Source organism: Halomonas sp. KO116, from assembly GCF_000734975.2.
GTDB classification, from domain to species: domain Bacteria; phylum Pseudomonadota; class Gammaproteobacteria; order Pseudomonadales; family Halomonadaceae; genus Vreelandella; species Vreelandella glaciei.
Map to the genome: position 1 here is coordinate 3,439,639 of NZ_CP011052.1, position 12,655 is coordinate 3,452,293.

General features: G+C 53.1%; 9 protein-coding genes. 4 read left to right on the top strand and 5 right to left on the bottom strand.

Going from position 1 to position 12,655, the window contains the following annotated elements:
- Window positions 1–207 precede the first annotated feature (207 nt).
- Together KO116_RS15830 and KO116_RS15835 are read left to right on the top strand one after the other, a co-directional pair.
- Entirely contained in the window at window positions 208–819 is a 612-nt protein-coding gene (locus KO116_RS15830; protein ID WP_035559624.1) for a TetR family transcriptional regulator, read from the top strand.
- A 75-nt stretch (window positions 820–894) separates the two neighbouring features.
- Complete coding sequence (locus KO116_RS15835; RefSeq protein WP_035559621.1) at window positions 895–1,839, top strand: alpha/beta fold hydrolase; 945 nt, start codon at window positions 895–897, stop codon at window positions 1,837–1,839.
- Window positions 1,840–1,895: 56 nt separating this feature from the next.
- Here the strand turns inward: KO116_RS15835 and KO116_RS15840 are convergent, their stop codons facing one another.
- The 5 genes from KO116_RS15840 to KO116_RS15860 all read right to left on the bottom strand — a co-directional run bounded on the left by KO116_RS15840 (window position 1,896) and on the right by KO116_RS15860 (window position 10,971).
- Window positions 1,896–2,582 carry a hypothetical protein gene (locus KO116_RS15840; protein WP_035559618.1) on the bottom strand — a complete coding sequence of 229 codons (687 nt, stop codon included), beginning with the start codon at window positions 2,580–2,582 and terminating at the stop codon, window positions 1,896–1,898.
- A 174-nt stretch (window positions 2,583–2,756) separates the two neighbouring features.
- Window positions 2,757–5,945, bottom strand: a complete 3,189-nt coding sequence (locus tag KO116_RS15845; RefSeq protein ID WP_035559616.1) for an efflux RND transporter permease subunit — start codon at window positions 5,943–5,945, stop codon at window positions 2,757–2,759.
- Window positions 5,945–7,216 (bottom strand): efflux RND transporter periplasmic adaptor subunit, encoded by a 1,272-nt coding sequence (locus KO116_RS15850; RefSeq protein ID WP_035559613.1) that lies wholly within the window; start codon window positions 7,214–7,216, stop codon window positions 5,945–5,947. Before KO116_RS15850 ends, KO116_RS15845 begins: the two co-directional genes overlap by 1 nt.
- Before the next feature lie 78 nt (window positions 7,217–7,294).
- The gene (locus tag KO116_RS15855; RefSeq protein ID WP_035559610.1) at window positions 7,295–8,758 is read right to left on the bottom strand and encodes a TolC family outer membrane protein; all 1,464 of its coding nucleotides are present in this window, start codon (window positions 8,756–8,758) and stop codon (window positions 7,295–7,297) included.
- A gap of 218 nt (window positions 8,759–8,976) precedes the next feature.
- Window positions 8,977–10,971 carry a sigma-54 interaction domain-containing protein gene (locus tag KO116_RS15860; RefSeq protein ID WP_082072614.1) on the bottom strand — a complete coding sequence of 665 codons (1,995 nt, stop codon included), beginning with the start codon at window positions 10,969–10,971 and terminating at the stop codon, window positions 8,977–8,979.
- Window positions 10,972–11,341: 370 nt separating this feature from the next.
- Here KO116_RS15860 and KO116_RS15865 point away from each other — a divergent pair, with 370 nt between their 5' ends.
- Both KO116_RS15865 and cynS read left to right on the top strand, forming a co-directional pair.
- Window positions 11,342–12,154, top strand: a complete 813-nt coding sequence (locus KO116_RS15865; protein WP_008958187.1) for a formate/nitrite transporter family protein — start codon at window positions 11,342–11,344, stop codon at window positions 12,152–12,154.
- Between the two features lie 59 nt (window positions 12,155–12,213).
- Complete coding sequence (gene cynS, locus KO116_RS15870; RefSeq protein ID WP_035559604.1) at window positions 12,214–12,654, top strand: cyanase; 441 nt, start codon at window positions 12,214–12,216, stop codon at window positions 12,652–12,654.
- The last annotated feature ends 1 nt before the right edge of the window (window position 12,655 follow it).

Here is a 12,655-nt window from a genome sequence, read left to right on the forward strand (position 1 = left end):
GTCCTGTTTTTAATCGGTTATTTTCGCGATGTTAGTAAGATTCAAAGCTAGTAACATTGCCTGTTTATACGCTTTCACTGGCAAAATGACGAATTTGTTAACTTACGTTATGCGTTGAGTCAATTATCCATACAGTTTTGAATGTAAATACTCACTCGCTTAGGTTAAAATATGACCATACAGAGTTGATAACGAGGTTCCGTTTCCATGGCAAGAAAGACCAAAGCTGAAGCTGCTGCTACTCGCGAAGCGCTGCTTGAAGCTGCAGAAGAGGTATTTTTTGCCAAAGGCGTGGCACGCACATCGCTTGAGCAAATTGCTCGCCATGCGGGCCTCACCCGCGGTGCTGTCTATTGGCATTTCAAGAATAAAGGCGACCTGTTCATGGCATTGGTTGAACAGGTACGCATGCCCTTCCAGTCGTTAATGGATGAAGTCGACAAAACGGACACCGCCCTATCACCGTTAGAAGCGATACGTCTTGCCTGCCATGCGGGCTTGGTGCGCCTTGAACAACCGTCATACCAACGGATACTGTCGATTTTACTGCACCGCTGCGAGTTCTTCAGCGACATTAACCCGCTTGATATGCAAGAAGAGATCGGTAACGAGTGTTACCAGGAAATGCTGGCGGTATTTGTACAGGCTAAAGAGCAGCAACTACTGCGCGAAGATTTAAGCCCAGAAGTAGCAACACGGCTAATGCAATCCATGTTGGGTGGTCTTTTCCATGACTGGTTGCGTAATCCTGACGCTTTTGCAATACGTGAACGCGGCGGCGAGCTGATCGATACCTCTATTCGTATGATGCAGCGTTAAACACCTCACCCATCCCTCGCTGCAATGCAGCAAATATGCTACTACTGGCGCTATGTCTAGCCGTGTGAGCATTCTATGGATACCCTGGAGTTTGTTCGCGTACGCGAATTAGAAGTTGCCGTACGCATTTGGAACCCTTCCGCCCCCCGCACGCTTATCGCCTGGCATGGTCTTGCTCGCCACGGCGGCGACTTTAGTGCACTGGCGCGTGAACTGGGCAGCGAATGGCGTATTCTTGCACCCGATACGCCAGGCCGTGGGTTATCAAGCTGGTCGTTATTTCCGGCTCACGACTACCTTTATAGCCATTACGTGACGGTCGCCATCGCTCTATTAGATCACTTTAAACTTGATCACGTTGATTGGCTGGGCACGTCGATGGGTGGCCTGTTAGGCATGCTGATCGCTGCTGATTCAGAACACAGCGCGCGCATTTCTCGGCTAATCCTGAACGATGTAGGGCCTGAATTGAACAAACAGGGGCTGATTGCCCTTTCTAGCTACTTTGGCGTTACTCACCGATTCTCTAGCTTTAGCGAGCTTCATCAAGAACTCACCCAGCACTACGCAAGTTTCGGCATCACTAAGGAGTCCGCTTGGCGTGAACTAGCGCTTAATAGTGCCCGTCGGTTGCCAGACGGTAGCTGGACGTATCACTTTGACCCACGCATTGGCGAGCAATTTGTGCACGATACACCACGCGACACCTGGGCCGACTGGGCGAGTATCCGTTGCCCGGTGATGGTTATTCGCGGCGAAGAATCAACCTTGTTAGATGCCGAAACGCTGCCCCGCATGGCCGAAGCACAGCCCACACTTGTCACCCTGACCGTCCCTAACTGCGGCCACGCCCCCATGTTGGATCAATCTGCCCAGGTCGATCCCATTCGCCACTTTCTAAACCGCCCTGTACCACGCCCCATTCCAGGCGGCTCATCGCAAACCGGCACTGGCTGGCATTACTTCTGGCATCACCCAGTGCAGTGGTTGGCTCATCAGTGGCGGCGGTGGTGGAAATAAACCGGGAAGCTCAAGATTTGGGCCTCCCGGCGGCGACCCACAATGCGTGTGATAACTCAGTGAGAGGCCGAGTAATGGCTAGCAGGGTGATGTTTTTGGCTTAACCGCAGTTTATTTAAACGAACACGTGTCTCCAGATACTCTTGCTCAGTGACACTGCGGTAAGCCCCCTCATCAGGCAGGTACTTCACCAATACCCGACGCTCGCCCTGTACAGGCAAGGCATCGCGTTTGCTGAGCAGTTTTACGGTGCTGTTAGGCTCATTATCAATGACCGCAAACGCCTGTTCACCCTCCCCCTGGCGCTCGGTCACCACCACCGTTTGGCCCAGCAAACACCGCCGGGTAAAGGGGTGATAGCGATGTAGTCCGCGGTGTAAAACGTGGCAAAGCCCAGCTGACACGGGTGAGGCAATCACCAGCGAGCCCCAGAGCACCAGCACACCGACAGGAATACGTATTAAACCCAGCGGCAACCAGCGCAACACCAGCAGTTCGATCGCGATGGTGAGTGCTGCAGCAATCGCCAGGATGACCGTTAACGCCAGCGTCGCGGGTACGCCCGCAAAGCCTAAAGAGACTAACGTACTTGCCAGATGATCCTCTTTTAGGCTATCGCGCTCAAACAGTTCCAAGGGGGCTAAACGGATAATAACTAATAGCCAGTAGAGCGCTAACAGCCCGAGTAGAAACGTAAACACAACGCTTGGGAATTGCATCGCTGCGTGCAGTAGCTCGTTCATGACGTCCTCCTCCATCGGTACTTAGCCGACGATGTATTATTCTTTTAGCTTAGTCGACGTTAGCTTTTCTGCACCAATTTTACTTTGATTTAAATTATCACGACAAAAAAAAGGTGCTCCCCGCAGGGAGCACCCGTTTCTTTACACGTTGGTTTATCGGCTTAGGCGTAAACCTTAGTGGTGATCATGCTCCAGCGCTGGCTGGTTAGAAGCATGCTTTTTCCCCTTCATTTTGCGAGCTAACCAATCAGAAGCTGTCGCAATCATGGCGTAAAAACTGGGAATAAACAGGCTGCCCAAAGTGGCAACAGAGAACATACCCATCGCCACCGTGGTACCAATGTGATGGCTGCTAATGTCGCTGGCGCCGGTCGCTAAAGCCAACGGCAAGGTACCGAAGATAAACGCTAAAGAGGTCATCACGATGGGGCGGAAACGTAGCTCTGCTGCGGTAACTGCCGCTTCGCGAATGGTTTTACCCTGCTCTTTACGCTGAAGTTCGGCGAACTCTACGATCAGAATAGCGTTTTTCGCGGCAAGCCCGACCACCACTAGCATACCGATCTGTACATACACACTGGTGTCCAGCCCGCGCAGCACGATGCCACCTATACCACCGAGGAAAGCAAAGGGCGTTGCTGTCAGTACCGCCAGCGGTAAAGACCAACTTTCATACTGAGCCGCCAGAATCAGGAACACCATCAATAGCCCGAAGACAATCGCCAGGGTCGCAGCATTACCCAGGTTCGACTCTTGATACGCCGTACCGGTCCAGCCCATGCCCCAGTTGGTTCCCAGCGTTTCTTGAACCACCTGCTCCATCGCTTCAATCGCCTGCGCCGAGCTATAGCCAGGCGCGGGATTACCCTGAAACTGAGCACCGGCGTAAACACCGAATCGCGATACCACAGACGGCCCCGTTTGACGCTCAAGCTCAACAAACTCCGAAAGCGGAATACGCTCACCATTACCGCCACGAACATAAACGTTGCTCACGTCTTCTGGCGTTTTACGGAATTCATCCTCGTTTTGCAGATACACCTGGAAATTACGGTTTTGGTAGCTGAAGTAGTTCACAAAGCCGTTACCAAACGTATTGGATAAAGCCGAGTTAATGTTCTCCAGCGCCACACCGTAGCTGAGCGCCTTCTGCTGATCAATGTTGGCCCGATACGAGGGAACGTTCACGTTGAAGGTTGAGAATACCTGGTTAAGCGCAGGGTGCTCATTCGCCTTCTGCATAATTTGTAGCGAAGCTTCGTAAAGCTCCCGCGGCGTCGACCCTTCAAAAGATTGCAAATAACCGGTGAAACCGCCCGTCGTCGAAAGTCCCATAATGGGCGGCACATTAAAGGCCATTGCCGAACCGCCGTCGATACTGGCGCCCAGCCCCATAATTTGACCTACGAGTTCGCTGGCCGTCAGATCTCGCTCAGCCCAGGGGTGCATATTGACGAACATAATCCCACGCGCGGTGTTAACAGCGCTGGAAAGAATGTCGTAACCTGCCACCGCTGAGGAGTATTCAACGCCAGGGATTTTTTCAATCTCGGCACTAAGTTTCTCCATATAGCGCTGAGTACGATCAAGGGACGCCGCATCGGGAAGCGATACGCTGACCAGCACGATCCCCTGGTCGGTCTCGGGTACCAGGGTCGAGGGCGTATTGGCGTAGAGCCAGTACGACCCCACCCCGGTCAGCACCGTGAGCGCCAACGCCAATACCCAAAAACGCACCAAGCCTTTTACCACCAACATGTAAGCGGCGGTAATCCCCGCAAACATACGGTCAAACAGGCGCAGCGGCGTATGCAGGGCTCGTTTGAACTTGGACTGCCCGGCACCGGCGATCTTGTGCTTGATGAAGATCGCTGACAGCGCGGGCGTGAAGGTCAATGCCATGACCGCCGAGAGCGCCACAGAGATTGCCACTGTAATCGCAAATTGCTGATAAATCTGGCCGGTGAAACCGCCCAAGAAGGCAACAGGTACAAACACTGCCGCCATGATGAGTGAGGTGGCGATAACGGGTCCGCCGACTTCTTTCATTGCGCGGATAGTGGCATCCGTTACGCTGATATCCTCCTCTTCACTCAACACCCGCTCAACGTTCTCCACCACCAGGATGGCATCATCGACCACTATGCCTATCGATAATACCAGCGCAAACAGCGTCAGCAGATTGATCGAAAAACCGAACAGGTAGAAGCCAGCAAATGTCCCCACCACCGCGACGGGCACGACCGACATGGCAATCACCGTAAAGCGCCAGTTCTGCAGAAAAATAAACAGAATGACAATAACGATCAGGAAAGCTTCCACAAAGGTTTTAAGTACGGTTTCAACTGAGGCATCAATGAAGAGCGTGGTGTCATAAGGCGCGACATACTCCAACCCAGGCGGAAAGCGCCCTTCCAGCTCGTCCATGGTAGACCGCACAGCATCTGCGGTTGCTAGCGCATTGGCCCCAGGCTGCTGATTAATGATGATCGGCGTCATGGTAGAGCCGTTCAAACGTGCATCAACCCCGTAAAAGGATGCCCCCAGCTCAATGCGCGCTACGTCTTCCAAACGTAGTGAGGAACCATCGCTGTTGGTGCGCAGGTAAATATTGCGGAAATCATCGACGTTATTCAGTCGACCACCCGCCGTAATCGTATAGGTATAGGCACGCGGTTCACTTTGCGGCGTTGATGCCAAGCTACCAGCCGGAATCTCAGTGTTCTGCGCTCTAATCGCACTCGCCACTTCGCTAGGCGTTAGATCGTACTGCGCCAATTTATCCGGGTCCATCCAGATACGCATGGCGAACTCACCACCACCCAACACTTCGGCATTACCCACCCCAGGCACTTGACGCAGTTCATCAAGCACGTTTAGCGTGGCGTAGTTCTGCATATAGATGTTGTTGTAGTCCCCACTAGGTGAGGTCAATGCCACCAACATCAAAATAGAGTCTGAGCGCAGCTCCACAGTCACGCCTTGGGACTGTACAGCTTCAGGCAACTGCGAAAGCGCCCCTTGAACGCGGTTGTTGACGTTGATGGTATTAATATCGCCATCGGTGCCGATATCAAATGCCACGCTGAGGCTCATGGTGCCGTTATCAGCACTGTTAGAGGTCATGTACAACATGTCCTCAACGCCATTAATGGCCTCCGCAAGCGGTGCCGCAACGGTTTGCGCGACGGTTTCCGCATCCGCACCAGGGAACTGCGCCTGTACCGACACTGTTGGCGGTACCACGCTGGGATACTGCTCAATCGGCAGCACCCGCATCGACATAACACCCACCAACGTCACGATAATGGCCAGCACCGTGGCAAATATCGGGCGGCTGATGAAGAAGTTAGAGAAGTTCATTATTGCGCACCCTCTTCCCCTTCAGCGGGCTGCCCATCGGCGGCCCCTGCTTCCATCGCTTGCGCTGCCTCGGCCTGTTCTTGCTCCTCTTCTTGCTCTACATCTTCAACGATGTATTCAGCGTTGCCATCAAACGACTGAGGATCAATCGCCATACCCGGTTCTAAACCAGCAGGGTCGCCAACCACCACGCGATCACCCGGCTCCAAGCCCTCACGAATCAACTGCCAAGGGCCTGCCACTTCACCTAAAGAGACCGTCTGTTCGCGGGCTTTATCCTCGTCATCCAGCACATACACCTGCGGGCCCATCAAGCCTTGGGTCACCGCAATTTCTGGCACGGCTATCACATCAAAGCGCTTTAAGCCTTCGATACGTACGCGGACAAATTGGCCGGGTAGTACGCTCGCTTCAGGGTTTTCAAACGTTGCGGATGCCTGAACGGTGCTAGTGCCTTGATCCACACTGGAACCCAGGAAGTCTAAACGCCCTTCCAATTCGGAATCACTGCCGCCGCTCACGCCCGGAATACTTAGACGTGCACGAATATCCGATGCTTCACCTCCATCGCTCAACTGACGACGCAACTCAAAGGCATCGCGCTGAGGCAACTGGAAACGCACTTCTAAGGGATCAAGCGGCGTGATGGTGGCTAGCTCAGTGCCAGAAGTCACTAAATTGCCCACGTTAATTTGGCTTAAACCGATCATGCCCGACACCGGAGCAGTTACCTGCGAGTAACCTAGGTCTAAGTTAGCACTGGTTAATGCCGCCTCGGCCTGCGCTACGCTTGCTTGGGCGACTCGCTGGTCAGCGAGCGCTTGGTCGTACTGCTGACGGCTGACCGAGTTCTGACTTAGCAACTGCTCGAAACGCTGGGCATCGCGCTGGGCACGGGAAAGCTCAGCACGCGCGCTTTGTAAATCAGCCTCCCGCTGATTAACGGTTGCCTGGTAAAGATCAGGCTCAATGGTGTAAAGGCTATCGCCCTCTTCTACCAGTTGGCCTGGTTCGAAGTGACGCTCTTCAAGAAAACCGTTTACACGTGCCACCAAAGTGACTTCATCATCGCTGCGTAGCAAGGAGGGGTAGGATTTATCCAGCGGTATATCCTGACGCGCCATTTCAGTTACTGCTACTTGATGGGGCGGGGATTCTTGTTCAGCGCCCTGCTGGGGCGCCTCGGTTTGCTCTTGACCACAGGCCGCGAGTGCCAGCGCGGCTACCAGCGTTACTAGACTCGCTCGGCGTGAGTGAATCATCTTCTTCATACGTTAAGTTCCCATGTATCTTTTAAAAGTCGACTGATAGCACTTGCGCACCTGGGTCATCCCCAAAACAGCAGCAAATTACATACCCGGTTGGGGCGGTGCACCAATGTCGAGAGCGCTGTCATAGCGGTCGTTGCCGTCACTTTCTGGCAAGATAAAGTTCACCTCATCGCCGGTTAACCACGCATTGACTTCCTCAATGGCTTCAACGTCCAGGCGACCGGCTTGTTGGCGCAGCGAGAGCAAATTCACCACATAGTCGTAGCGAGCTTCCGCGTAGTTGGCGATCGCGTTGTAGAGGTTTTGCTCAGCGTTCAACACATCCACGATGTTACGGGTACCAACCTCGTAACCGGCGCGGGTAGCCTCTAAGGCGCTTTGGTTGGAGACAATAGCCTGCTGGCGGGCTTCAACGGTTTCCACATCATTGCTGACTTGGGTATACAGCGAGCGGACTTGCTGGATCGAAGAGCGACGCTGAGACTCGAAATCATACTGGCTGCTTTCCAGTTGATAGGTCCCTTGACGGATACTGGCGCTGGTACGGCCGCCGGTATAAATCGGCAAATTAGCGCTTAAGCCCACCTGGCTAGAGGAATCTTCACCGGTGGTATTATCAACATCACTGTCACTGTATTGATAATTACCAAACGCTTGAAGCGTAGGTAAGTTGCCCGCCCGGGCAATTTCTACGCCGCTGCGTGCTACCTCAATACCGGCCTGTTGGGCCAATACCTGCGGGTTAAGCTCAAGGGCCTGTTCAACCCAGTAGTCGCGACTACTTGGCTCGGGAAGGCCAACCGGCATGCTGTCGCCCAGTGCTTCAATGCTGGCATAACGTTGGCCGGTCAGCTGCTCCAATGCTTCAAAAGCCACTTGAAGATTACTTTCTGCGGCAATGCGGTCAGCACGAGACTGGTCAAAGGTGGCACGCGCTTCTTCGACTTCGGTAATCGCAATCAAGCCAACTTCAAACTGCTCGCCGGCTTGCTCAAGCTGACGGCCAATCGCCCGCTCTTGAGCGAAACGTGCTTCTAATATTTCATGGGCGCGCAGAATATCAAAATAGGCACTGGCGGTATCAATCAGTAGCTGCTGTTCGGTGGCCGCTAGCAGATATACCTGCTGGTCAATCTGACGCTCGGCCTGAGTGACTTCTCTGCGTGTCACCTCGTTATAAAGCGCCTGGGTGGCTTCTAAGGTGAGCGATACGGTGTTGTAACGGTCATCACCGGTACTCACATTACCGGTGCCTGTGCCAGTACCTGCACGCGACGATGTCTTACTTTCGTACTGCTGGTTGTGGGCAACATTACCGGTTGCGTTAACTTGGGGGAGCAAACCACTGCGTGCCACATCTCGGCCAGCTTCAACGCCTAAATATTCGGAACGTGCCGATGCTAATGCCGCATTATTGTCTAACGCATCACGGGTAATCGTGAGGAGGTCAGCAGCTTGAGCAGGCAACACAAAAGAAGCTGTGAATACCGCTAACAGTAAGGGTCGTAAAGGGGCATTGACTGCCCAGTGTGCCAGTCGCATGGGGTTGCCTCTAAGTATCAGCGTCAGGATGGCGAACGAACTAAGCTTCTCATCTTACGAAGTCTCTCAGCTTACAAAGAATCTAAGCTTACAAACTCACTCAGCGCATTAAGCCACTCAGAAAGATGAGCATTATAGTTACATTCATGTATGTATGCTAGCCTTGAACAATCTAAAATTGTGTGTACGGCCTATTGTCAAGTCGCATCCAGCTTACCTTAGTCCAAAGCATGAGACTTTGACGATAGATGCGGCTTTCTTTTACGAAATTCCCTTGGATCAATGCCCCACTTTGTTAGCCGTGACGCTAACGTGGTTGGCTTGATCCCCAGTAGCTCCGCAGCGCCGCCCGCCCCAGACACTTTGCCGCCCGCCTTGGATAGAGCGGCAATGGTGCTTTCTTGCTGGCGCTGGCTAAGCGCATGTTCGGTTAGCAGCGGTGCTTCACTTTGTTGCCCACTAGAATGAGCCACCGAGTGCACCGAGTTATTGCGGCTTGACAAACGCGGCGGTTCACTCAGCAGCAGGTCATCAAATACCAGGCGCCGGTCCTGGGTGACGATCACCTGTCGCTCAATGACGTTTTCCAGCTCACGAATGTTGCCGGGCCAGGGGTAACGCTGGAGTATTTCTAATTGGGCGGGAGGAATACGCACGCCGGGCTTATTGAATTTAAGACAGGCACGGTGCAAAAAATGACGCGCTAGTAGCGGCACATCCTCAATCCGCTTACGTAGTGGCACCGAATCAATGGGAAAGACGTTAAGGCGGAAGTAGAGGTCTTCCCGAAAGTGGCCCGCTTCGATCATGTCACGCAGTTCACGGTTGGTCGCTGCAATGACCCGCACATCGACCTCCCGTGTGCGGTTGTCACCCACCCTTTCAAACTGCTGGTCCTGCAATACACGCAGCAGCTTACTCTGCAGCTCCAAGGGAATTTCACCGACTTCATCTAAAAACAGCGTACCGCCGTGGGCCAGCTCAAAACGCCCGGGACGATCCTGCACGGCACCGGTAAAGGCGCCTTTTACATGGCCGAAAAACTCACTCTCGAAAAGATCTCGCGGGATAGCGGCGCAGTTCACGCGGATCAGCGGCCGATCGCTGCGCGCATTGCCCGCATGAATAGCCCGGGCGATCAGCTCTTTGCCAGTACCGGATTCGCCGCTAATCAAGACATTGGCATTAGTGGGCGCGACCATCTCTATCTGTTTAATCAGTTGTGCCACCGCCGGGCTATTGCCCACGATATCGCGGTGATTTAACTCCGCTTTTATCTCTTCTTGGAGGTATTCGTTCTCTAGCTCTAGGCGCTGTTTGAGCGTCTCCACTTCAGCCAGCGCATCGCGCAGCTGCTGCTCGGCGCGCTTACGCTCACGAATATCACGAAACAACACTACTGCCCCGACCAAACGGCCCATCTCGAAAATCGGTGTACTGGTGTACTCGACCGGGATCGCTTCGCCGTTTTTATGCCAAAACACTTCGTTATCGACGTGATGGACCTGACCATCACTAAACGAGGCATGAATCGGGCACTGCTGCACCGGAAATTGGCTGCCATCGGCGTGGGTGTGATGGAACATCAGATGCGCGTCGTGGCCCACCATGTCCTCGGTACTCCAGCCTAAAATGCGCTCCGCGGCGGGATTAACAAAGGTGGTTTTACCCTCGGCATCCAGGCCATAAATGCCCTCGCCTGCCGCGCCGAGAATCAGCTGGTTCTGCTTCTCAATGCGCTCGAAGACCTGCTCGACACGCTGCCAGCCCACTTCACCCTGGCGGTGCTGGCGACCAAGCTCTGCCTTGGCACGTCGCTGCTCGGCTTTATTACGATCAATCAGCGTTAACAGAAGCTGGTCAGAGTCTTCAATGCACTGGGCATAAACCTCTACCCGGTAGGGCTGGCGCAGCATATCGAGTATCACCAAATCATCCGACCAGGCGGTTTTTTGCACCAGCGCCTCATCCGTAAAGCTCACCCATAGCGGCAGTGACGCACTCAAACGGTGGCTAAAGGGAGCCGCTAGAGACATGCCTTGCTCAATACCTGTTTGCTCAGTACATAGCTGTTCAATGCATAGCAGCTCACAGGCAGCCGGATTGGCAGCCAATAGCTGATCGGTAAAGGGGTCGATCACAATCATGGCAAGCGGTGAGTAGCCGCCCATGAGTGCAGAGGCTGTGGCGTGCGTGGTTTCCTGCATAAGCATTAGCTACTACCTCAGGATTCAAGGTGATCTTCACTAATGAACCATTCAATTCCCACGCCAGTTACGATTTTTCGTTAATAAAACAACGAAATATCGTTATTTACGATTTTTCGTAACTATTCGAGTGATTCAAAACCAATGCCAAAAAAATAAATTAATTAAAAACAAACGGTTAATCAGCACAATCAAGAGTTGGCACATAAATCGCAATACAAACAGTGATAGTGCGATAGCGCCACACGCTTAATCTCTTTTGCACCAGGAAGGCGCAGCCATCGGTTTTATTGCTCCTATTTATTGCTCCTAGCAGGAAACTCTAAAACTCTTGGGTTAAGCGTTAATTAACCGAAATGACACAGGAGACATGCTTATGTCTTATCTAATGCCCAGTGAATTTGTCACCAAGCTGGTGGATCAGGGTGAATCAAAAATCTATATGGGCACCCGGGATACACTTATTCGCTCCTTTATGGCGGGAGCTACCCTGGCGTTGGCAGTTATTTTCGCCATTACCATAGCGACACAAACAGGCAACTTCTTGATAGGGGCGCTGCTCTTTCCGGTCGGCTTTGTGATGCTTTACCTGATGGGCTATGACCTGCTCACTGGTGTTTTCACACTGGTGCCTCTTGCATGGCTCGACAAGCGGCCTGGCGTCACACTACCCCGAATGCTGAAGTGCTGGGGGCTGGTAGGGCTCGGCAATCTTGGGGGTGCCCTATTTATCGCCACCTTCGGTTACTTGAACTTCACCATGGGCGGCACTGAAGAGATCAACGCTGTCGGCCAAACGATGATGACCGTCGGTGAAAGCCGAACGGTGGGTTATCAGGATGCCGGCATTGCCGGTTGGATCGTGCTCTTCCTAAGAGGCATGTTCTGCAACTGGATGGTGTCCATGGGCGTGGTGGGTGCTGCCATCTCTACAACGGTTTCCGGCAAAATCATGGCCATGTGGATGCCGATTATTGTCTTCTTCTATCTCGGTTTTGAGCACTCCGTTGTCAACATGTTCCTGTTCCCGATTGGTCTGATGATGGGCGCTGACTTCACTCTGTATCAATACATTATGTGGAACGAAATCCCCACCGTACTAGGCAACTTGGTAGGCGGTTTGACGCTGGTTGGCTTGGTTCTCTACACCACCCACGTCCGCACTCAGGCCAAAAAAGTCTTTTCTTGATCGCAGCCTATTAGGCAAAAAAGGGCGTCAAACGCCCTTAACTCTAAAGGAGAACCATCATGGATAAGCTCGAAATGCGTCATACTCTGCTCGCCGCCAAAGCGCGTAAAAAAATGAGCTGGGACGACATTGGTAAAACGGTTGGCATGTCGCCGGTCTGGGTCGCTTCCGCCTGCTACGGCATGAATAGCGCCAGCAGCGATGTGGCTCATCAAATATGCGATACGCTGGGCGTGGAAAGCGACGTCGCCGAAGCGTTAGTGGCGTTTCCCACCAAAGCCTGGGACGAAGCAATTCCCCAGGACCCCTTCATCTACCGCCTGTATGAAGTGGTCGGCGTTTATGGGGAAACCTTGAAGGACGTCGTGCAGGAGAAGTTCGGCGACGGCATCATGAGCGCCATCAACTTCACCATGGAAGTCGACAAAATCGAAGACCCCAAAGGCGACCGGGTTTTGCTAACGTTAAACGGCAAGTTTTTGCCCTATAAGTCTTGGTAAC

What these genes read in the sequence shown, in the direction of transcription:
- KO116_RS15840 (WP_035559618.1), bottom strand. Translation starts at nt 2,582, where the DNA reads ATGAACGAGCTACTGCACGCAGCGATGCAATTCCCAAGCGTTGTGTTT.
- KO116_RS15845 (WP_035559616.1), bottom strand. Translation starts at nt 5,945, where the DNA reads ATGAACTTCTCTAACTTCTTCATCAGCCGCCCGATATTTGCCACGGTG.
- cynS (WP_035559604.1), top strand. Translation starts at nt 12,214, where the DNA reads ATGGATAAGCTCGAAATGCGTCATACTCTGCTCGCCGCCAAAGCGCGT.
- KO116_RS15850 (WP_035559613.1), bottom strand. Translation starts at nt 7,216, where the DNA reads ATGAAGAAGATGATTCACTCACGCCGAGCGAGTCTAGTAACGCTGGTA.
- KO116_RS15855 (WP_035559610.1), bottom strand. Translation starts at nt 8,758, where the DNA reads ATGCGACTGGCACACTGGGCAGTCAATGCCCCTTTACGACCCTTACTG.
- KO116_RS15835 (WP_035559621.1), top strand. Translation starts at nt 895, where the DNA reads ATGGATACCCTGGAGTTTGTTCGCGTACGCGAATTAGAAGTTGCCGTA.
- KO116_RS15865 (WP_008958187.1), top strand. Translation starts at nt 11,342, where the DNA reads ATGTCTTATCTAATGCCCAGTGAATTTGTCACCAAGCTGGTGGATCAG.
- KO116_RS15860 (WP_082072614.1), bottom strand. Translation starts at nt 10,971, where the DNA reads ATGCTTATGCAGGAAACCACGCACGCCACAGCCTCTGCACTCATGGGC.
- KO116_RS15830 (WP_035559624.1), top strand. Translation starts at nt 208, where the DNA reads ATGGCAAGAAAGACCAAAGCTGAAGCTGCTGCTACTCGCGAAGCGCTG.